The organism is Phreatobacter sp. GW821-FHT04C01 (assembly GCF_059420385.1).
This window is the reverse complement of record NZ_JBWKTP010000008.1, coordinates 15488-36353: the sequence shown is the minus strand read 5'-3', so window position 1 is coordinate 36353 and position 20866 is coordinate 15488. Positions and strand designations below refer to the sequence as shown.

Annotated in this window: 19 protein-coding genes; 8 read left to right on the top strand and 11 right to left on the bottom strand. The window is 67.3% G+C overall.

The window, feature by feature from the left end:
• Nucleotides 1–23 precede the first annotated feature (23 nt).
• Nucleotides 24–1751, top strand: coding sequence for an AMP-binding protein (locus AC07WJ_RS25965; RefSeq protein WP_494937582.1), 1728 nt, complete (start codon nucleotides 24–26; stop codon nucleotides 1749–1751).
• A 74-nt stretch (nucleotides 1752–1825) separates the two neighbouring features.
• Here the strand turns inward: AC07WJ_RS25965 and nadC are convergent, their stop codons facing one another.
• From nadC to AC07WJ_RS25945, 4 genes are read right to left on the bottom strand one after another with little or no spacing between them, the layout of a single operon-like run.
• A complete protein-coding gene (gene nadC, locus AC07WJ_RS25960; protein ID WP_494937581.1) occupies nucleotides 1826–2689 on the bottom strand; it encodes a carboxylating nicotinate-nucleotide diphosphorylase in 864 nt (287 codons plus the stop codon).
• Nucleotides 2689–4227 carry an L-aspartate oxidase gene (locus AC07WJ_RS25955; RefSeq protein ID WP_494937580.1) on the bottom strand — a complete coding sequence of 513 codons (1539 nt, stop codon included), beginning with the start codon at nucleotides 4225–4227 and terminating at the stop codon, nucleotides 2689–2691. Before AC07WJ_RS25955 ends, nadC begins: the two co-directional genes overlap by 1 nt.
• A complete protein-coding gene (gene nadA / locus AC07WJ_RS25950) occupies nucleotides 4224–5207 on the bottom strand; it encodes a quinolinate synthase NadA (protein ID WP_494937579.1) in 984 nt (327 codons plus the stop codon). Before nadA ends, AC07WJ_RS25955 begins: the two co-directional genes overlap by 4 nt.
• Before the next feature lie 58 nt (nucleotides 5208–5265).
• On the bottom strand, nucleotides 5266–6222 hold the full coding sequence (locus AC07WJ_RS25945; protein WP_494937578.1) for an NUDIX hydrolase: 957 nt from the start codon (nucleotides 6220–6222) through the stop codon (nucleotides 5266–5268).
• A 120-nt stretch (nucleotides 6223–6342) separates the two neighbouring features.
• Here AC07WJ_RS25945 and AC07WJ_RS25940 point away from each other — a divergent pair, with 120 nt between their 5' ends.
• The 3 genes from AC07WJ_RS25940 to AC07WJ_RS25930 are packed head-to-tail and all read left to right on the top strand — an operon-like array spanning nucleotide 6343 to nucleotide 8393.
• Nucleotides 6343–6891 carry a cupin domain-containing protein gene (locus AC07WJ_RS25940; RefSeq protein ID WP_494937577.1) on the top strand — a complete coding sequence of 183 codons (549 nt, stop codon included), beginning with the start codon at nucleotides 6343–6345 and terminating at the stop codon, nucleotides 6889–6891.
• Nucleotides 6892–6919: 28 nt separating this feature from the next.
• Complete coding sequence (locus AC07WJ_RS25935) at nucleotides 6920–7978, top strand: Ldh family oxidoreductase (protein WP_494937576.1); 1059 nt, start codon at nucleotides 6920–6922, stop codon at nucleotides 7976–7978.
• Between the two features lie 13 nt (nucleotides 7979–7991).
• Nucleotides 7992–8393 carry a RidA family protein gene (locus tag AC07WJ_RS25930; protein ID WP_494937575.1) on the top strand — a complete coding sequence of 134 codons (402 nt, stop codon included), beginning with the start codon at nucleotides 7992–7994 and terminating at the stop codon, nucleotides 8391–8393.
• A gap of 380 nt (nucleotides 8394–8773) precedes the next feature.
• On the opposite strand, the gene AC07WJ_RS25925 is transcribed toward AC07WJ_RS25930, so the two are convergent.
• The 7 genes from AC07WJ_RS25925 to AC07WJ_RS25895 all read right to left on the bottom strand — a co-directional run bounded on the left by AC07WJ_RS25925 (nucleotide 8774) and on the right by AC07WJ_RS25895 (nucleotide 14975).
• Nucleotides 8774–9745, bottom strand: a complete 972-nt coding sequence (locus AC07WJ_RS25925) for an amidohydrolase family protein (protein ID WP_494937574.1) — start codon at nucleotides 9743–9745, stop codon at nucleotides 8774–8776.
• Between the two features lie 7 nt (nucleotides 9746–9752).
• On the bottom strand, nucleotides 9753–10514 hold the full coding sequence (locus AC07WJ_RS25920; RefSeq protein WP_494937573.1) for an ABC transporter permease: 762 nt from the start codon (nucleotides 10512–10514) through the stop codon (nucleotides 9753–9755).
• On the bottom strand, nucleotides 10507–11316 hold the full coding sequence (locus AC07WJ_RS25915) for an ABC transporter ATP-binding protein (protein ID WP_494937572.1): 810 nt from the start codon (nucleotides 11314–11316) through the stop codon (nucleotides 10507–10509). Before AC07WJ_RS25915 ends, AC07WJ_RS25920 begins: the two co-directional genes overlap by 8 nt.
• A gap of 11 nt (nucleotides 11317–11327) precedes the next feature.
• Nucleotides 11328–12353: an ABC transporter substrate-binding protein gene (locus AC07WJ_RS25910; protein ID WP_494937571.1), complete on the bottom strand. Its 1026-nt coding sequence runs from the start codon at nucleotides 12351–12353 to the stop codon at nucleotides 11328–11330.
• A gap of 136 nt (nucleotides 12354–12489) precedes the next feature.
• Nucleotides 12490–13473, bottom strand: coding sequence for a Bug family tripartite tricarboxylate transporter substrate binding protein (locus AC07WJ_RS25905; RefSeq protein WP_494937570.1), 984 nt, complete (start codon nucleotides 13471–13473; stop codon nucleotides 12490–12492).
• A complete protein-coding gene (locus AC07WJ_RS25900; RefSeq protein WP_494937569.1) occupies nucleotides 13473–13787 on the bottom strand; it encodes a cupin domain-containing protein in 315 nt (104 codons plus the stop codon). The genes AC07WJ_RS25905 and AC07WJ_RS25900 overlap by 1 nt, the downstream gene beginning before the upstream one ends.
• Nucleotides 13788–14519: 732 nt before the next feature.
• Nucleotides 14520–14975, bottom strand: a complete 456-nt coding sequence (locus tag AC07WJ_RS25895; RefSeq protein ID WP_494937568.1) for an Lrp/AsnC family transcriptional regulator — start codon at nucleotides 14973–14975, stop codon at nucleotides 14520–14522.
• A 168-nt stretch (nucleotides 14976–15143) separates the two neighbouring features.
• Here AC07WJ_RS25895 and AC07WJ_RS25890 point away from each other — a divergent pair, with 168 nt between their 5' ends.
• The 4 genes from AC07WJ_RS25890 (at nucleotide 15144) to AC07WJ_RS25875 (ending at nucleotide 20810) form a co-directional block, all read left to right on the top strand.
• Nucleotides 15144–18611: an indolepyruvate ferredoxin oxidoreductase family protein gene (locus AC07WJ_RS25890; RefSeq protein ID WP_494937567.1), complete on the top strand. Its 3468-nt coding sequence runs from the start codon at nucleotides 15144–15146 to the stop codon at nucleotides 18609–18611.
• 618 nt (nucleotides 18612–19229) lie between these two features.
• Complete coding sequence (locus tag AC07WJ_RS25885; protein WP_494937566.1) at nucleotides 19230–19493, top strand: hypothetical protein; 264 nt, start codon at nucleotides 19230–19232, stop codon at nucleotides 19491–19493.
• A 19-nt stretch (nucleotides 19494–19512) separates the two neighbouring features.
• Nucleotides 19513–20232, top strand: coding sequence for a D-Ala-D-Ala carboxypeptidase family metallohydrolase (locus AC07WJ_RS25880; RefSeq protein WP_494937565.1), 720 nt, complete (start codon nucleotides 19513–19515; stop codon nucleotides 20230–20232).
• 68 nt (nucleotides 20233–20300) lie between these two features.
• Entirely contained in the window at nucleotides 20301–20810 is a 510-nt protein-coding gene (locus AC07WJ_RS25875; protein WP_494937564.1) for a hypothetical protein, read from the top strand.
• Nucleotides 20811–20866: the final 56 nt, after the last annotated feature.

Genomic DNA, 20866 nt, shown 5'->3' with positions numbered 1-20866 from the left:
ACACGTGATGGGAGGATGACGCAGTGAACGAGCGGGAACTGACGGAACTGCTGACGGCGGACGGCGAGATCATTACCGCGCGGCTCGATCATTGGGCCGCCGTCGCGGGCGACCGCACGTTCTTCTATTATGGCGAGGACGATGAGACGCTGACCTATGCCGACTTTGTCCGCAGGGCGGATGCCATTGCCGGCAACCTCGTCCGCCTCGGCATCGTGAAGGGCGATCGCGTCAGCGTCTTCTGCCGGAACGCGCTCACCAGCGCGCTCATGATGTTCGGCATCTGGAAGGCGGGGGCGGTCTATTGCCCCGTGAATTTCGCCTATACCGGGCGGCTCCTGACCTACCAGCTCAACGACACGGCTCCGACGCTGGTCGTCACGGATGGGCAGCTCCTGCCGGTGCTCAACGACGTCCTGGATGCCGTCGAGGTCAAGCCGACCATCATCGTCTACAGCCCCGAGCCCGGAGCGCATGACTACATCGCGGAACCACCTGTCCTTCGCGCCGGCTTCACGGAAATCGCCTGGTCCGAATTGACCAGGCCGGCGCAGGCCCCCGGCATTGCGGTGTCCTTCGACGATCCCGCCAATCTGATCTACACATCCGGCACCACCGGGCCGTCCAAAGGTGTGGTTCTGCCATACCGGTGGATGACGCAATATACGTTCAGTCTCCGCGCGTTCATTCACCAGGACGACGTGATCTACAATGATCTTCCCATGTATCATGTCGGGGGAGCCATCGCGAACGTCTGCCGGGCGGCCTGGGCCGGCTGCGAGGTTGCGACGTGGAACCGGTTCAGCCCCGACAGTTTCTGGTCCCGGATCGCGGCTCGGCGCGTGACGACGGCGATCCTGCTCGATGTCATGATCCCCTGGCTGAACAAGGCGCCGCCGTCCGACCATGACCGGCGGAACACCCTGAACAAGGTCCATATGCAGCCGCTGCCGCTGCAGCATCACGAATTCTCCCAGCGGTTCGGCATTGATTTCGTCAGCGCCGGTTTCGGCCAGACCGAATCCGGCGCCGGGCTGACGGTCGTCCTCGAGGAAACGAAACCGGGGGAGGGCACGCCTGACGATCTCTACCGCGGGTTCTCCCATGCCGAGGTGGCGGACATCGTCCAGCGCTACGGCATGCCGATGCTCCCCGGAGCGAGCGTGACCCGCAAGGGCCTGATGGGCATCCCGACCGCCTTCGTCGACGTGGCGGTTCGCGACGAACTGGACGAGGAGTGCGACGACGAGGTCGTCGGCCACCTCACGCTGCGGCCGCGGCTGCCCGGGATTTTCCTGCACTCCTACCTTCGCAAGCCGGAAGCGACCGTGAAGGCCTATCGCAATCTCTGGTTCCACACCGGGGATGCGGCGGTCCGGGGCAGCGACGGCATGTTCTACTATGTCGATCGATTGGGTGACCGGATCAGGGTGCGAGGTGAGAATCTCTCATCCTTCCAGGTCGAGGATGTGCTCAATCAGCATCCGATGATCCAGATGAGTGCTGCGGTCGCCATACCCAGCAGCGAGGGCGATGAAGATCAGGTCGTCGCCTTCGTCGTCGCTGTCGCCGGCGAACCGCTGACCGAACAATCCGTTCACGCTTTCGCGTCCGAGAACATGCCCAAATATATGCGGCCTCGACACGTGCGGGTTGTCGCCGACATTCCGCGGACGCCGACCAACAAGGTGGAGAAATACAAGCTCCGTCAGGCCATCGTCGAGGAGCTGAAGACCGGCGCTCCGACGTGACCTGAGCCTGCTGCGACGGGCGCAGCTCGCGCCAAGGCCTAGTGCCGTGTCCGGGATATCCTTGGTCAGGCGCCTCACGCGTGGTAGTCGAGCCCGATATCGAGCACCGGCGCGCTATGGGTCAGCCAGCCGATCGAGATCAGGTCGACGCCGGTCGCGGCAATCGCCGGCGCGGTCACGGGCGTGACCCGGCCGGACGCCTCGGTGACGGCGCGGCCGCCGACCATGGCGACGGCGCGTGTCAGGTCGTCCGTGCTCATGTTGTCGAGCAGCACCGCATCGACGCCGATCGCCAGGGCTTCGTCGAGCTGGGCGAGCGTATCGACCTCGACCTCGATCTTGACGAGATGGCCAACGCCCGCCCGCGCCCTTTCGATGGCGGGCCGGATGCCGCCGGCCAGCGCGACATGGTTGTCCTTGATCAGCACGGCATCGTCGAGGCCGAAGCGATGATTGGAACCGCCGCCGGCCCGGACCGCATATTTCTCCAATGCGCGCAGCCCCGGTGTCGTCTTGCGCGTGCAGACGATCCGCGCCTTGTGGCCCGACACGGCCGCGACCACGGAGGCGGTGGCGCTGGCGACGCCGCTGAGATGGCAGAGCAGGTTGAGCGCGGTGCGTTCGGCGGTCAGCAGGCCGCGCGCCGGGCCCCTGACGGTGGCGATGACCTGCCCGGCGGCAACGGCGCTGCCGTCGGGCCTCTCGACAGCGATCTCGATCCGCGGCTCGACCAGCCGGAAGGCGAGACTGGCGGGGTCGAGGCCCGCGACGGTGCCGGGCTGGCGGGCCGTCAGCGTCAGGGTCGCAGCGAGCCCCGGCGACACGATGGCGTCGGTGGTGATGTCGCCGGCCCGGCCGAGATCCTCGAGGAGAGCGGCGCGCACCAGGGGGTCGAACAGGACCGAAGCCAGGGGAGCGAGATGAGGGGAAGGGGCCATCAGCCGAACCTCCGGGCCGCGGGTGCGTGGTCCCATGCCGCCGCGAAGGCCTGGTCGAGCGTCAGCATGGAGTGGCGCGCGAGCGCGCCGGTCTGCGGAAAATCGGTACGCCAATGCCCGCCGCGGCTTTCTTCCCGGGCGAGGGCGGCGACCGCCATCATCAGTCCGACGGCGGCGGGATCGCTGGCCGGGCCGGAACTGGAGGCGAGCGGCAGAAGGGCGCGCACCGCCGCCTCCAGGCTTTGCCGGTCGCGCAGCACGCCGACGGCGCGCGACAGGATCGGCCTGACCGTGGCGGGATCAGGCGGTGGCGGCGGCGCGATCGGTCGCGGCGGCGGCATGCGTCGTTCGGCTGTCGCAGCCACGCTCTCGGCGACCCAGCCCGCCGTCACGGCGGCCTCGGTCAGCGAATTGCTGGCGAGCCGGTTGGCGCCGTGCAGCCCGGTCGAAGCGGCTTCGCCCAGCGCCCATAATCCGCCGACCGAACTCCGTCCGGCCTCGTCCACCGCGATGCCGCCCATATGATAGTGCTCGGCCGGGCGGATCGGGATCGGATCGACAGCCGGGTCGATGCCAGCGGCCCGGCAGACGGCCGCGATGGCGGGGAAACGGCGGGCGAAGTCCGCGCCGGGTTTCTGTCGGGCATCCAGGAATGCCCGGTGGCCCTTGCCGAGATGGCGCCAGACGGCGCGGGCCACGACATCGCGAGGCGCGAGTTCCGCGCCCGGCTGATCGGCCATGAAACGCCGGCCGGTCTCGTCGACCAGAAGGGCGCCTTCGCCGCGCACCGCTTCGCTGATCAGCGGCATCGGCCGATCCGGTCCGTCGAAAGCCGTCGGGTGGAACTGGATGAATTCGAGATCGGCGAGCCGCGCGCCGGCACGGGCGGCGAGTGCCAGGCCCTGCCCGAAACAGCCGAGGGGATTGGTGCTGTCGAGAAACAGGCCGCCAATGCCGCCGGTGGCGATGACGACCCGGGTCGTTGCGAGTGTCACCGGCCCCGACGGGCCGGCGGCCAGCACGCCACGAACGGCATTGTCCTCGACCAGCAGGCGGCGTGCCTCGAAACCCGCCATGACGGTGATCGATGGCGTCCGGCCGACCGCGGCGGTCAGTGCCCGCATGATCTCACGGCCGGTGCCGTCGCCGAGCGCATGGACGATCCGGTTCCGGCCATGGGCTGCCTCGAGGCCCAGGCACAGGCCGCCGTCCGGTTCGCGGTCGAAGCCGACGCCGAGCCTCGCCAGCGTCTCGATGGCCCGGGGGCCGGCATCGGTTATCCGCGCGACGACCTGCGCGTCGCAAAGTCCGTCGCCGGCGGCGATCGTGTCGGCCGCGTGCAGCGCCGGGCCGTCGTCGGGCCCGAGGCTCGCGGCCAGGCCGCCCTGTGCCCAGGCGCTCGAAGCGTCCTGCCCGAGCGGCGCCTTGCTCAGCACCACGACCGGCTCCGGCGCCAGCGCCAGCGCCGTCATCAGGCCGGCCATGCCGCCGCCGATGATCACCGGCCGGCCCTGAAGGTCTGCGATGTCGGGGGTCATATCGCCAGCATCCTTTCCACCGCCAGGCGCGCCCGGCCGGCCAGCGCCGGATCGATCGTCACCTCATGACGGTTCAGCTCCAGCGCCTGCCTGATATTGCCGAGCGTGATCCGCTTCATATGCGGGCAGAGATTGCAGGGGCGAATGAACTCGACCTCGGGATGCTGGACCGCGACATTGTCGCTCATCGAGCATTCGGTCATCAGCACGACGCGCGGCGGCTTTTTCGTCTCGACATAGTCGGACATGGCGGCGGTCGAGCCGGAAAAGTCGGCTTCGGCCACCACGTCAGGCGGGCATTCCGGGTGGGCGAGCACGGTGACGCCGGGATTGTCCTCGCGCAATTGCCTGATATCCGCGGGCGAGAAGCGCTCATGCACCTCGCAATGGCCCTTCCAGGCGATGATCTCGACAGCGGTTTCGGCTGCGATGTTCTGCGCCAGATATTCGTCGGGCAGCATGATCACCCTGTCGACGCCGAGCGATTCGACGATTGCCCTGGCATTGCCGGATGTGCAGCAAATGTCCGATTCCGCCTTCACCGCGGCCGACGTGTTGACATAGGTGACGATGGGCACGCCGGGATAACGCTGGCGCATCAGGCGGACATCGGCCGGGGTGATCGAATCCGCCAGCGAGCAGCCGGCGCCGAGATCCGGGATCAGCACGGTCTTCTCAGGGTTCAGCAGCTTGGCCGTCTCGGCCATGAAATGCACGCCGGCCAGCACGATCACGTCGGCCTCGACGGTCATTGCCTTGCGTGCCAGAGCCAGGCTGTCGCCGACCAGGTCGGCGACGCAGTGGAAGATCTCGGGCGTCTGGTAATTATGCGCCAGGATCACCGCGTTGCGCCGTCGCTTCAGCTCCAGGATGGCGTCGACGTCGCCGGCAAAGGCTGGCCATTCCATTGGCGGGATGACCCGCCTGACCCGCTCGTAGAGGGGAGCCGTGCGTTCGAGAACCGAGGAGGTCGTTGCCATCTTGTTATACTCTCAGTGAGCATATGATGGCTTATGCTGATCCTGAGCATAAAGAATGTCAAGGCCTGGAAAGGGGCAGTTTCGTGCCGGCGACGGCGCGTTCGGCCAGCACCTCGTGACGGAAGCGGAACAGCTTGGCCGGGCGTCCGCCGGTGTCCTGGCTGATCGCGCCGGTCTCCTCGACCAGGTCCTGCTGCTCGATCAGCCGGCGGAAATTCTGCTTGTGCAGGAGGTGGCCGGCCAGCGCCTCGACGCTGCGCTGCAGTTGCAGAAGCGTGAAAGTCGGCGGCATCAGTTCGAACACGACCGGCCGGTACTTGATCTTGGCGCGCAGCCGCGCAATGCCGGTCGCCAGGATCCGCCGATGGTCCGACAGCATCGGGCGGCCGGGCAACAGTGCTGTCTTGCTGGCCGGCCGGTCGCGGGCGGCCTCGGGAACGAGGCCGGCTTCGAACAGCAGCTCGTAGCGCTGCAGCACCAGTTCCTCGTTCCAGCCGCGGCCGTCGAAGCCGAAGGTGATCGCCGCGCGCTGCCAGCGATCGCGGGCCGCCTTGGTGTCGGCTGCGGCATCGGCCCAGGCCTTGAGGCGCGGCGCCAGCACCGCGTCGCATAAGGCCGGCGTGCCGGCGCGGAAGTCCTCCCAGGGGAAATAATCATACCAGCTGCGCCAGCCCGATGCGGCGGCTCCCGCCGGCTCCTCGCGGGTCAGGCCGAGATAGCTGATCGAAATGACGCGCTGCTCGGGGTCCTCGCCGCTGCGGTCGCGGTCGGCGAAAGTATAGAGCTGCTCGACATAGCCGAGCGGGTGGGCGGTCTGCGCCTCGACCCAGGCCCGCAGGCCGGATTGCAGCGAGCGGTGGCTGAGCTCGAACGGACCCGAGGGCAGGGCATTGGCCTCGCCAATGGTCGCCACCCGCGGCTCGCCCCCGGTCACCGCCACCAGCACGGCGATCAGGTCGGCGGCGACGGCGCGGACGGCGGGGGTGGTCGAGGGCCGCTTCGAGGCTCCGGGCATCGTCGAATCCATGGACTCCGGTGGGGCGGTTCGCGGCTTGCGCCGCCGCTTTGGCGATGTCGCCGCAAAGCCGCCGTCCAGGCAAGAGGCGTTTCGCCTTTAGCCCGAGTTTTCAAACGATTGCGTCGGCGCGATGCCCTGTTGCCAACGGCCTTTCGCGCCCCGCCGCCGGTTGGCCGGAACGAATGTCGCTTGCAAAACACATCACGTGAAATATCATGTGGAGCATCGCGACCAACACGGCGGTTTTCCGCGGCAGAAAGGCCCAAGATGCAGCTCCCCGAAGGTGCCCCCAAGCTGGAGGAGATTCTGCTCCAGACAGCATCCATGCCCTGGCGCGAGAAGTCGCTGAAGGGCGTGCACGAGAAGATGCTGTGGCGCGACGAGGCCACCGGTGCCACCATTGCGCTGATCAAGTTCGACAAGGGCGCGAGCATTCCGCTGCCGCACCTGCATGCCTCGAACCAGTTCATGTTCTGCCTGTCGGGCCATTACGAATATACCGCGACGGGCGTGACGCTGAAGGCCGGCAGCTTCTACTGCAACCCCAAGGGCAATGTGCACGGGCCGACCCTGGCGCACGAGGAAACCGTGGTCGTCGAGATGTATGACGGCCCGCATTATCCGGAGAAGCCGGCCTGGTACACCGACGAGCGGGACGCACATTGATGGCGCCCGCTGTTCAAGGCCGCGTCGCATGAGCGGCCAACTCTCGCTTCCCGCCGCCGATCTGGTCGATCTCGCCCGGCGCCTGCTGGTCGCCTCCGGTACGCCCGAGGCCCATGCCGTCATAGTCGCCGAAGCGCTTGTCGACGCCGATATCGAAGGCCTCGGCTCGCACGGCCTGATGCTGCTGCCGATGTATCTCGACCGGATCGCCGCCGGCTCGGTGGCGCCGGCCGCCGAAGGTCGCATCGTCTCGGACACCGGCGCCCAGGTGGTGCTCGACGCCGAAAACGGCCTGGGTCACGTCACCGCCGAACGGGCTGCCGCACTCGCGGTGGCGCGTGCCCGCGGTCACGGCCTGGCGGCGATTGCCGTGCGCAATGCCTTCCATTTCGGCGCGGCCGGGCGCTTTGCCCGCAGCATGGCGCAGCAGGGCTGCATCGGCATGGTCATGGCCAATACCCGGCCGCTGATGCCGGCGCCGGGGGGCGCGGAGCGGGTGGTCGGCAACAATCCGATCGCCATTGCCGTGCCGACCGATGGCGAGCCCATGGTGCTCGATCTGGCGCTCAGCGCCGGCGCCATGGGCAAGATCCGGCTGGCCGAAAGCCGGGGCGACGCGATCCCGCCGAGCTGGGCGACCGATGCCGCGGGCGTGCCGACCACCGATCCCGCCGAGGCGATCAAGGGCATGCTGCTGCCGGCCGCCGGCGCCAAGGGATTCGGCTTGGCGGTGATGATCGACCTGATGACCGGCGGACTGGCATCCGGCGCCATCGGCCAGGCGGTGCAGCCGCTTTATGGCGACCTCGCCAAGCCGTACGCCTCGTCCAACCTGTTCCTGGCGATCGACATAGCGGGTTTCCGGCCGGTCGCCGATTTCGCCGCCGCCGCGAGCGGTTTCGCCGACCAGGTCAGGGCCTCGCGGCTCGCGCCTGGCGCGGTGCCCGTGCGCATGCCGGGCGACCGGGCGATCAAGGCGCACCAAACCTTCACCGGCACCTGCGCGCTCGCCTCGGCGACCGCCGCGGCCCTTGCCGCCGCCGCCGCCAAGCTCGGCGTCGCGCTGCCCTCATCCCTGTCCCGCTAATCCGGAGTTTCTCATGCCCAAGCAAAAGATCACCAGCGCCAAGCTGCGCCAGCCGAACGGCCATTTCTCCCAGGCCACCACCATCGAGGCGCGCGGCAAGCTCGTCTTCCTGTCGGGCATGACGGCACGTCGCGCCGACGGCTCGATCGCCGGCGTCGGCGACGTCTCGGAACAGACCCGCCAGGTCTGCGAGAACCTGAAGGCGGCGGTCGAGGAGGCCGGCGGCACGCTCGACGACATCTGCCGGGTCGATGTCTACGTCCGCAACATGGAGCATTTCGATGCGATCCATAAGGTTCGCCGCGAATATTTCACCGGCATCGCGCCGGCCTCCACCATGGTCGAGATCACCAAGATGACCTCGCCCGACTATCTCATCGAGATCAACGCCATCGCGGTCCTGCCGGACGCGTGAGGGAAGGGCGGCGCCCTTGATCTAACCTTCTCCCATAGGGAGAAGGTGGCGCCGTCAGGCGCCGGATGAGGGGATGTCCATCTCCGGAGAGGGCGGCATGCGCGACGCGCATTGGCGTGAGTTCTGAGAGCTTGCGACCTATCCCCGGCAGTTGACGGCACCGCCCTCTGAACCAACCTTCTCCCATGGGGAGAAGGTGGCGCCGTCAGGCGCCGGATGAGGGGACGTCCCTCTCCGGACAAGGCGGCATGCGCGACGCGCATTGCATCAGTCCTGTACGCTCACGACCCTCACCCGGCGCCTGACGGCGCCACCCTCTCCCTATGGGAGAGGGTTGATATGTCGGTGCTTTTTCGTCTTCGGAGTAGATGACGCAGGGTCTAACCTTCGTCCACCAACATCCTCGCATTGTCGCAGAAGATCGCCTTTCGCAACCCTGCCTCGACCCCCGCCATCTGTTCATGCGGCTTGGGCAGGCCCATCGGGAACGGCCAGTCCGAGCCGAACAGGATGCGGTCCGGACCGAACACCTCGGCCGCCAGCATCAGCCCCGCCGCGTCATGGGCGATGCAGTCGACGCAAAGACGCTTCAGCGTCCGGCGCGGTGGTTCCAGCTCCTTGTCGAGACCCGGTCGATCCGTCTCAAAACCCCGTTCGAAGCGCCCGGCGAGCGCGGCCGTGGTGCCGCCGGCATGGGCGAGGCAGACCGTCAGCCGCGGATGCCGCTGCAAGATGCCGCCAAACACCAAGTGGGCGCTGGCGACCGCAGTTTCTGTCGGATTGCCCAGGAGATTGGCGAGATAGAACGGGTCGAGACGGGCGTCGCAGCTCTCGCCCGGATGCAGGAACAGGAAGGCCGCGGCGCCGTCCAGCACCTGCCAGAGCGGCGCATAGGATGGGGCCGACAGCATGATGCCGGCACCGCCCGCCGGCATGGCGAAGCGCTTGTGGCCGCGCGCGATCCACTCCGAGGCGATCACGGCGGCGACCTCGGGATGCTCGACCGGCAAATGGAACAGCACCGAGAACTTGTCCGGATGGGCTTCGGCGATGGCTTGCAGCCCGGCATTCAGCGCGTCGCTCCAGCGCAGCGCCTCGTCCGCGCCGAGCGTCGGCCGGTAGGTCGGCGGCGGCGCCGAGATCCAGGCGTGGTCGACGACGTTTTCGGCCATCCACCGGATCAGGGCCTCCGGCCGGAACAGGCTCTTCAACCCGATGCCATGGCCGTCGACGACGAGCTTTTCGGTGGCTGCGTCCCAGGTGACGCCGGTAAAGCCGGCGAGCCGGTCATCGGCCACCGGGATCAGGTGGGCGTGCACGTCGAGGGCGATCGGATCTTTCGCAAAGGTCATGCCGGTCTCAGCCATGGCGCATCTCACCGAACCAGGGTTTCAGCGCCAGCTCGACGCCGGCGACCACCGCGTAGAGCACGATGCCGAGCACGGCGAGGCCGAACAGGGCGGCGAAGGCCAGCGGCGTATTGACCTGGGAATTGGCCACCAGAAGCAGGTTGCCGAGCCCTTCGTTGGAGCCGATGAATTCGCCGATGACGGCGCCGATGACGGCGAGCGTGATCGCCACTTTCGAGCCGGAAATGACGAAGGGCAGGGCGGCCGGAAAACGGATCTTCCAGAAGGTCTGCCAGCCGTTGGCACGCACCGACGTGGCGAGATCGAGGAACTCCGCCGGCGTGCCGCGCAGGCCCGTGGCGGTATCGACGACGATCGGGAAGAAGGCGACGAGCCAGGCAATGGCGAGCTTGGATTCGATGCCGGTGCCGAGCCAGATCAGCAGCAGCGGCGCCAGCGCCACTTTCGGCAGCGACTGGGTGGCGATCAGGAGCGGATAGAACATCAGGTTCAGGACCCGCGACGAGGAGATCGCCACCGCCAGGGGCACGCCGAAGGCAAAGGCGAGCAGGAAGCCGTAGACGCTTTCCATCAGCGTCACCTTGCCCTCGTCGACGAGCAGCGGCCAGTTCTTCAGGGTGGCCTCCCATACGGCGAGGGGCTTGGGCAGCACCGCCATGGGCACGTTGAACCAGACGACATAGAAGTGCCAGGCGGCCAGCAGCCCGACGAGGCCGACGAGCGGATAGACGAAGCGGGTGATCTTATCCATGGCTGTGCAGCACCCCGAGCCCGGCGCTGGCACGCCGCTCGTAATCGTTGAATTCGGGTGAGAAGCGAACCTCGTGGTGGCGCGGATAAGCGATGTCGATCTTGATCTGGTCGATGACCCGGCCGGGGCGGCGGCTGAACACCAGGATGTCGTCGGCGAGATAAACCGCTTCGGACACGCTGTGGGTGACGAACATGACGGTCGCGCCGGTGACCTTGCGGATGTTCAGCAAGAGATCGTGCATCTCCATGCGGGTGAGTTCGTCGAGCGCGCCGAACGGCTCGTCCATCAAGAGGAGCGAGGGCTGATGGATCAGCGCGCGGCAGAGCGCCACCCGCTGCTTCATGCCGCCGGAGAGCTCATGCGGCCGGCTCGCGGCGAAGCCGTCGAGGCCGACAAGGGCCAGCAGCTCCATGGCGCGGGCGCGCGCCGCCTTGTCCAGCCGGTGCTTGATCTCCATCGGGAACAGCACATTGCTGAGCACGCTGCGCCAGGGCAGCAGGTTCGGCGTCTGGAACACGAAGCCGAAATCGTCCTGCGGCCCGTCGACCTCGCGGCCGCGGATCTCGATCTTGCCGGTCGAGGCCTTGGTCATGCCGGCGACCATGCGCAGCAGCGTGGTCTTGCCGCAGCCGGACGGGCCGAGCAGGGCGACGAGCGAGCCCTGCTCCAGGCGGTAGTTCACCTGTTGCAGCGCCACCATGCCGCCCTGGCCGCGCTTGTCGGCGCCGAAGCTCTTGCCGGCATTGGTGATCAGGCCGAAAGGCGCGTCGACGGGCAGGGCCCGGGCGTGATCGATCATGCTGTGCACCGTCACGGGGTCATGGGCGGCTGCGGGAGGAAGCTCGCGTCATAGACCTGGGCCGCGGTCACCCGCGCGCCGCCGGTGGTTTTCAGGATGAGGTCCACGCTGTGCTGCATCTGGTCGGGATCGATGACCCCGAGGCCGCCGCGCCGCGACAATGGCGTCACCACCAGGTTGTTGACGATGGCGATCTCTTCCAGCGCCACTTCGCGCTCCAGCCCACGGTTGAGCTTGACGACGATGTCGGCGGCTTCGGCGGGGTTGGCGATGGTGTCGCGCCAGCCGCGCAGCGAGGCGGCGATGAAGCCGCGCACCAGCGCCGGATTGGCCTTGAGATAGTCTTCGCGCACCAGGATGCCGTTGGAATAGAGCATCAGCCCGTGGTCGGCGAGCAGGAAGGTGCTGGTTTCGCCGGCGCCGATGGCGCGGTTGATGCCCGGCTGCGACATGACGAAGGTTTCGATCGCCGGAATGCGCTTGGCCGCCAGCATGCCGATGCGCGCGGAGGGGTCGACATTGGTATAGGTCGCCGGCCGCCTCAGGCCGCGCTCGGTCATGAAGGCTTCGATCACCTTCTGGGTGAAGCTGCCGGCGCCGCTGCCGATCTCCAGGCCCTCGAGTTGCTCGGGACGGGTGACGTTGACGCCGCTGCGCCAGGAGAAGATGGCATAGGGCGCCTTCTGGTAGATCACCGCCACCATCTTGGCGGTGGCGTTGCTGTTGGCGCGCGCGGCGACCAGGCCGGCGACATCCGAGAAGGCGAACTGGACGATGCCGGATTCGAGCGCCTGGATCGCCTGGGCCGTGCCCTGGCCGGCGATGATCGACACGTTCAGGCCGGCCTCGCGGTAATAACCCTTGTCCAGTGCCACATACCAGGCGGCGTGACGGCCGAGCGCCCGGAAGTCGAGCGAGAAAGTGACCGGCGTCAATGCCGGAGCCTGCGCGGGTGCCTGGGCCTTGGCCGGAGCCGGCAAGACCGGGGCCAGGAGGGCGCCGAGAAGCGCGAAAGTCCTGATCTTCGAGAGCGTCATGCGTGCCCCTCTGTGGGTCTGGTTTGTCGCTGCGGAACTGTGCTGCGCTGCGTGATATTTCTCAAGAGATATCTTTGTGCATCCGACAAAAAAAGAGGCGCCGCGAAGGGCGCCTCATGGGTCTTCGGCAGGCCGGTCAGTCGATGCTGATCCGCGCCTTGGCGATCACCTCGCGCCACAGCGCCGCCTCGGCCAGGATCTGCCGGCTGAGCGCCGCGGCGCCGTCGGCCATGACGGTTACCCCGACATTGCCGAGCTTCTGGCGCGCTTCCGGATCGGTGAGCGCCGCGACGACGGCCGTCTCGATGGCGTTGCGGATATCGGCCGGCGTCTCCTTGGGCAGCATGACGGCGAACCAGGCGCTGGTGTCGAAGCCCGGGAGCCCGGCCTCGGCCATGCCGGGGACATCGGGCAGGAAGGGCGAGCGGCCGGCGGTGGTGACGGCGAGCGCCCGGAGCTTGCCGGCGCGGATCTGTTCGATGACCGAAGGCAGGTTGTCGAACAGGAGCTGGATCTGGCCGCCGATCAGGTCGGACACCGCCGGCGCCGAGCCGCGATAAGGCACATGCACCATGCTGGTGCCGGTCATCTGCTTGAACAATTCGCCGTTCAGGTGGCCGTTGGAGCCGTTGCCCTGAGAGCCATAGGTGAGCCCGTCGGGCTTCGCCTTGGCCAGCGCGATCAGCTCGGCGAGCGTGGCCGCCGGCACGGCCGGGTTGACCACCACGACATTGGGCACGCTGCCGGTGCGGGTCACGGGCGCCAGGTCGCGCGCCACGTCATATCCGAGCGAACGGTAGAGCAGGGGATTGAGCGTCAGCGCGCTGGAGGCGGTGGCGAGCAGCGTATGGCCATCGGCCGCGGCGCGGGCGACGGCGGTCGCGCCGACGCCGCCATTGGCGCCGGGCCGGTTCTCGACGATCACCGGCTGGTGCCAGGTTTCGCCGAGCTTCTGGGCGATCATGCGTGCGATGATGTCGCTGGTGCCGCCGGCCTGGTAGGGCGAGACGATGGTGACGGCGCGTGACGGAAAGGCCTGGGCGCGGGCGGGGCGTCCGGCCGCGGCGAAACCGCCGAGCGCCAGGCCGTGAACGACATGCCGGCGCGAGATCCCGCTCATCAGGCAGCTCCGCCGGCGGTCTTCAGCTCGACCAGGATGTTGCGATAGGTCCAGTCGCTGGTGTTGATCAGTTCGTGGGCGGCCCCCGGCATGCGCCATAGCGCCTGGCCAGGCACCTCGGCGGTGTTGACCACGCGGCCGTCCTTCCAGTGCATCTCGTTCTTGCCCTCGGTCAGCGGGATCACGAGATAGGGCAGCTGGTGGATATGCCAGGCCTGGCGCTCGCCCGGCTCCAGCCGCAGGCCCCAGACCCGGACGAATTCGTTCTCGAAGATGATCTCGTCGCCGATCTGGCCCAGGGTTTCGTCGCTCATGCCTTGTCCGTCCAATGCTGCCGAGCAATCTGATATTTCACAAAAAATCTTACAGCGGAGCGTGCCAAAGTAAAGGGCTGCGGATGCAGAGCATGTCTGAAAGCCGGAGCGAGCGCATTCTTCGATCGCGCCGGGCGGTGATGACAAGGCTCTGGTGCGGAAAGCGCCGCCCAATCAACCCTCTCCCAGAGGGAGCGGGTGCCCGCGTCAGCCGGCGGGTGAGGGGCGCAAGTGCCGAGAACTGGTGCCGCCGCTCGCGCCGCATGCCACCCCATCCGGATATGGACGACCCCTCACCCGGCGCCTGACGGCGCCACCCTCTCCCTCTGGGAGCTAACGTTCGAACATCTCAAAAATGTGCGCCTTTTCAGTGAGCTACGTGACGCTTTTCCGACCTCCAAGACTCGGGCTGGAACCAGCACTCCTCACCTCTCCCCGGCGGGGAGAGGTCGACTGTGAGCGTAGCGAGCGGTCGGGAGAGGGGGCGAGGCGCGAGACGAGATGTCACCATACGAAACGCGTCAAGCTTTGTTCTGAAACCGCAATTCCCCCTCTTCCGGCCTTCGGCCGACCTCGCCCCGCCGGGGAGAGGTGAGGAGGGTGGTTCCGGCCTGAGATTTCGACGGGCGACGGATTCAGGCTCATCTGAAAGATGTGTGCGGATGCTAGCCCTCCGGGAGAGGGTTGGTTCGCGGTCAGGGATGTCTACGGTTGCGCATTGCCGCTCGTCCCTCAGAACGGCAGCGCCACCTCGGTCTTGATCTCCTTGAGGATCACGTTCGACCGGACGTGCCGGATGCCCGGCAGGCGGAACATGAACTCGTCGAGGAAACGGTTATAGGCGTCCATGTCGCGCGCCACGACGCGCAGGTGATAATCCGCGTCGCCGGTCGTCGCGAAACATTCGAGCACATCGGGTCTCGCCTTCACGCGCGAAACGAATTGCTCGACGAAGGTCGTATCGTGCCGCTCCAGCGAGACATGAATGATCGCCGACATGGTGAAGCCGGCTTTCTGGCGATCGACCAGCGCGGCGTAGCGCTGCACCACCCCGGTTTCCTCCAGGCTCCGGACCCGGCGCCAGCAGGCGGAGGCCGACATGCCCACGGCATCGGCGAGCTGCTGGTTGGTGGCGCGCGCATCCTTTTGCAGGTGCAGGAGAATCTTCTCGTCCTGATGTTCCAGCATCGGTCACGCCCTTCCCCAATTCTTCGGTCAGATCATCCACAATTCCTAGAAAGCTGAAAGGAATTTCCGATTGTGCCGGTCCGTGCCGCAGGATTGGACGGAATTTCCAGATGAACCGGCAGATGATGGTGACATGACCTTGAGCCGCATCCTGTTGGGGGCTTCGCCATGGCTATCGGGCTCGACGACTATCGACTGGCCGACCGCTACCTCAGGGATGAGGGGCGCGTCTTTCTCACCGGCACCCAGGCCCTGGTCCGCGTGGTCGTCGACCAGGCGCGGCGCGACCGTTCCGCCGGGCTCAACACCGCCGGTTTCGTATCGGGCTATCGCGGGTCACCGCTCGGCGGGCTCGATCTCGAACTCTGGCGCGCGAAAGACCTGCTGAACCAGCACCGGATCGAATTCCTGCCGGCGGTCAACGAGGACCTCGCCGCGACAGCGGTGCTCGGCTCGCAGCAGGTCGAGGGCCATCCGGATCGCCAGGTCGATGGCGTCTTCGGCCTCTGGTACGGCAAGGGGCCGGGCGTCGACCGCTCGGGCGATGCCCTCAAGCACGGCAATGCCTATGGCTCATCGCCTCATGGCGGCGTGCTGGTGGTCGCCGGCGACGACCACGGCTGCGTCTCGTCGTCCATGCCGCACCAATCGGATGTCGCCTTCATGAGTTGGTTCATGCCGACGCTCAATCCGGCCAGCGTCGCCGAATATGCCGAATTCGGAGCCTATGGTTATGCGCTCAGCCGGTTCTCCGGCATGTGGGTCGGCTTCAAGGCGATTTCCGAGACGGTGGAATCCGGCGCCTCGGTGAACCTCGCGCCACCGCGCCGGTTCAGCACGCCGGATTTCAAAAGTCCGCCGGGCGGCCTGCATTATCGCTGGCCGGACCTGCCCGGGCCGCAGATCGAGGAGCGCATGGAGGCGAAGAAACACGCCGTCTATGCCTTCGCCAGGGCCAATCCGATCGACCGGCACATCTATGAGATCCCGGGCGCCGCCTTCGGCATCGTCACGACAGGCAAGGGCCATCTCGACCTGATGGAGGCGCTGCGCCTGCTCGGCCTCGACGAAGCGGAATGCCGGCGCATCGGCATCGACATCTACAAGGTCGGCATGGTCTGGCCCCTGGCGCTCCACGACGCCCTCGATTTCGTCCGGGGCAAGCGCGAGATCCTGGTGATCGAGGAAAAGCGCGGCATCATCGAGAGCCAGTTCAAGGAATATTTCTATGACTATCCAGGCACCAAGCCAGACCGCATGGTCGGCAAGCATGACGAGACCGGCGAGCGGCTGGTGTCCTGGATCGGCGAATTGTCGCCGCGCCTGCTGGCGCCGATCGTCGCCAGGCGCCTCGACGCGGTCTTCCCCGGCCTCGGCCTGACCGCGCGGGCGCAAGGACTGCTGCCACGATCGGATCGGATCATCACGGTCACGGGCGCCACCCGCACGCCCTATTTCTGCTCGGGCTGTCCGCACAACAGCTCGACCAAGGTGCCGGAGGGATCCAAGGCGCTCGCCGGCATCGGCTGCCATTTCATGGCGAGCTGGATGGACCGCGAGACCACCTCCCTGATCCAGATGGGCGGCGAGGGCGTCAACTGGGCGGCTTCCTCGCGTTTCACCGGCAAGGGCCACATCTTCCAGAACCTCGGCGAGGGCACCTATTACCATTCCGGGTCGATGGCGATCCGCCAGGCGATCGCGGCCGGCACCAACATCACCTACAAGATCCTCTACAACGACGCCGTGGCGATGACCGGCGGCCAGCCGGTCGACGGGCCCATCAGCGTCCCCGCCATCGCTTATGGGGTCCGCGCCGAAGGCATCGACCGCATCGCGCTGGTCTCCGACGATCCCGGCAAGTTCGCCGGCGTCGACCTGCCCAAGGGCGTGACACTGCATCACCGCCGCGACCTCGATCCGGTCCAGCGCGAACTGCGCGCGGTGCCCGGTGTCTCAGTGATGATCTATGATCAGGCCTGCGCCACCGAGACGCGGCGCCGGCGCAAGCGCGGCGAGGCTGTCGACCCGGCCCGTTTCGCCGTCATCAACGACCTCGTCTGCGAAGGCTGCGGCGACTGCTCGGTCGAATCCAACTGCCTCAGCGTCGAGCCGAAGGAGACCCCCTTCGGCCGCAAGCGTCAGATCAACCTCTCGACCTGCAACAAGGATTTTTCCTGCCTCAACGGCTTCTGCCCGAGTTTCGTCACGGTGGAGGGGGCGGTCCGGGCGAAGAAGACCGGCGCCGGCGTCGACGCGGTCGCCGAAGCCGCCGGCCTGGCCGAGCCACGACCCGTCGCCCTCGACCGGCCCTATAACCTGCTCGTCACCGGCGTCGGCGGCACCGGCGTCATCACCGTCGGCGCGCTCATCGCCATGGCCGCGCATCTGGAGGGAAAGGGCGCCTCGGTGCTCGACTTCACCGGGTTCGCCCAGAAATTCGGGCCGGTGCTGAGCTTCATCCGGCTCGCCGGAACCCCCGATGCGATCAACCAGGTCAGGATCGACCAGGGCGCAGCCGACGCGCTGATCGGTTGCGACATGGTGGTCAGTTCATCGCCCAAGGCCTCCGGCTGTTATCGGCACGGCACCCGGGCGGTGATCAACACCGCGGAAATGCCGACCGGTGATGTGGTGCGCTCGCGCGATGCCGATCTGAGCGCCGCACTTCGGCTCGGTGCGATCGACCAGCGGCTCGGGCGCGACAATGTCGCCAGGCTCGACGCCAACAAGGCGGCCGAAATGCTGATCGGCGACAGTGTCTACGCCAATATGATCATGCTTGGTTTTGCCTTTCAGCAGGGCCTGGTGCCGGTTTCGCTCGGCGCGCTGATCCGCGCGATCGAGCTCAACGGCGTCGCGGTGGCGCTGAACCTGCAGGCCCTCGCCTGGGGGCGGCTGGCCAGCGCCAGTCCGGCACGGGTCGCGCGGGCGCTGGGCGACGGGCCGCCGGCCGCCGAAACCCTCGACGAGATGGTCGCGAGGCGTGTCGCTTTCCTCGCCGACTATCAGGATGTGGCCTATGCCGAGCGCTACCGGGCCCGCATCGACGCGATACGTCGCGCCGAAGCGCCGCTGGGGTCCCAAGCGCTGACCCAGGCCGCGGCACGCTCGCTCTTCAAGCTGATGGCCTACAAGGACGAATATGAGGTGGCACGCCTTCACATGCAGGCCGGCTTCCACGACCGGCTGCGCCGGGATTTCGACGGCGACTTCAAGGTGCATTATCACCTCGCGCCACCGCTGCTGCCGCTCGGGCGCGACGCCCGTGGCCGGCCGCGCAAACACGAATTCGGCGCCTGGATCGCCTATCCCCTGCGCGCGCTCGCCCGGCTGAAGCGCCTGCGCGGCACCCGGTTCGACCCCTTCGGCTATCTCGCCGAACGGCGTACCGAACGCGCGCTGATCCCCTGGTTCGAGGCGATCATCGACCGGCTGGTCCAGGAGCTCGGCCCCGAGACGCTGGAGCTGGCCGTGGCGATCGCCAGGGCGCCCATGGAAATCCGTGGTTTCGGCCCGGTCAAGGACGAGGCGGTCACACGGGTGCGAGGCGCGGTGGCGCAGCAATTGGCGGGGCTCGCCGGCGCCCGGGCCCGTCCGGCCCTGGGGGCGTTCGAAAATGCCGGCGGGGCATGAGAGATCGCTTCAGAGCTGATTTCACTGCGGTTTCCACTTGTCTTGGCCGGGCTCGGCGCCGATATCCACGCCTTGGGCCGGTGGCTCCTCGCGGACACCCCGGATCGCTCCGATCCGCATGACCAGCCAGGCATCAGGGCCAGGCGCGGCCAAGACGAGACGGCCGTCGAGGGACGTGCATGCGATTGACCAGTCGCGGGTTCCGCTTATGTCCGGGACGCGCGCGTGATGGCGAACGGCCCTGATCGTGGTCTCGAACGGTCTTCGCGAGAATATCCTCGCGCCAGATTTCACGGTGTCGTTTTCATCCGCTGATTGGTCGCGACGCGCAGATATGCATCCGTTTGATGTATTGCTTGGCGCGAATGCGTAGCCCGGGTCAGACTTGCCGGTCTTCGAAATCCGAAAATACACGCGCAGAGTGTGGCGTCGACGGCGCGCGCCTCGGTGCAATACGCCTGCGTCCACCGGAGAAGCCGGCTATTTCACGGTGGTTTCACGCTATCCTGACGAGGCTCCGGCCATACCGGCACCGCGATGGCGCTCAGCGGGGCCGTTAAGGGCTCGGCGCCGTTTCGGTCCGGTGTGCCGATGCCCTGCGTTCGAAAGGCAATGACCATGTCGCTGCTCGATCTCGTCGACCCGGTGCCTGCGGCCGCCGCCGTCGTGGAGGAGGGCGGTCTTGGCCGGATGGGTTGCCCGACCGAAACGCTGTGCGGGGCCTCGGTCCGACCCTTTCCGGCGGCTCGCGGCGCGCCTGCCGGGCTGTCCCGTCCCCGGATGGCGCAGCCGGCCTTGCATCCTGTCGTCCCGGTGCCCAGGCCTGGGACAGTTGCCGGTGCTTTTGCGCTGCAAGGCGCGGCATGGGCCATGCTGGTGTGACCTGAACGAGGAGGCGGAAATGACGAATGTCGTATTTCTTTCCTTTCGCCCGAACCCACGGCCGTTCAGTGGCACCATGCGCTCCGGTACCCCGGACCACGGCTCGCCCAAGGTCGTGCCGCTGATCACGGTGCGGGTCGAGCACGGCCCCGTGGTCAAGGCGCGAACCAGGCAGCCCCGATCCTGCAAGATGCCGGGGCAGGCCGCCGACGATGCGACGGATGCCGGCGAATTTGCCGAGATCCCGGTCGACGGGCAGTTCGGCCGCCGGGCGTTGGCGGCCGAGGCGCGGTCCGGCTTCGATCTCCAGGCCTTCCGTGCTTTCGCGCTCGGGCTGGATCTGCGTTATTTTACCGCCGAGGATCTCTTGTGCCTCAACCCCGGTGATACGTCGGCGACCATCCAGGCCTGGCTCGGCTGCCTGCCGCCGCGGGCGCTCTGGCCCAATATCGCCGATACTGCCCGCATGCTGGATGAAATCGGCCACCGGCTCGCCGCACGTTGCGAGATTTTGTCGACCTACCGCTGCGGCCCGTACAACACCCGGGTCGGCGGCGGGCGCGCCAGCCCGCATCGCTGGTTCAATGCCATCGACTTCCGCTGCGCCAAGGGCAAGGTCGCCGATTGGCGCCGGGTCGCCCGGGCGGTCCGCGCCGGCGATCCGCGCTTCCGCGGCAGCATCGGTTGCCATGCCGATTTCCTGCACATCGATACGGCGGGCCAGCTCGGCGATTGGTGACGGTGATGCATGCCGGCTGATCCGGCGACCGCCGGATGGCTGGTCGCGATCCAGAGGAGTGAGCCGTGATGCGTCGACTTTCTGCGATCGTCTTGTTCCTGGCCGCGGCGGGGTACGGTTCTGTGGCGACCGCCCAGGACCTCCGGCTCGATGCTCTCCTGGCGCGCGGCTGGGTGCTCACCGCCGAGATGGCCGGCGGGGCGAGCCTTGCCTGCTCGGACCCTCACTGCGGCGGGCCGGCCTCGCTCGACCTGATGATCCAGGACAATTCCCGCTCCCGGCGCTACCCCAGTGACCAGCCCATGGCGGACGCTCAGTTCAACGCCTTCTTCGCCGCCCAGGCTTATGTCGCGCAACGGGTCATCGACCCCGCCCGGCTACCGGTCGAATTGTTCCTGGCCGGCCATTCGGCCCTGGAGATCGTCGGTCTGGAACGGTTGTCCGACAAGGTCGGGCGATGCACGCCGCTGATCCTGATCGTCATGACTCACCGGATCAACTACACCTTGAACTCCTGCGCCCAGGACGAAGAGCAGGCCCGGGCCAATGCGCGGCTGTTGCTGTCCGCCGTCAACTGAAGCGGTGCATCGCCCCGGCTGCCCGGTACCAGCGCCATCTGACCTTGCGCCCATCC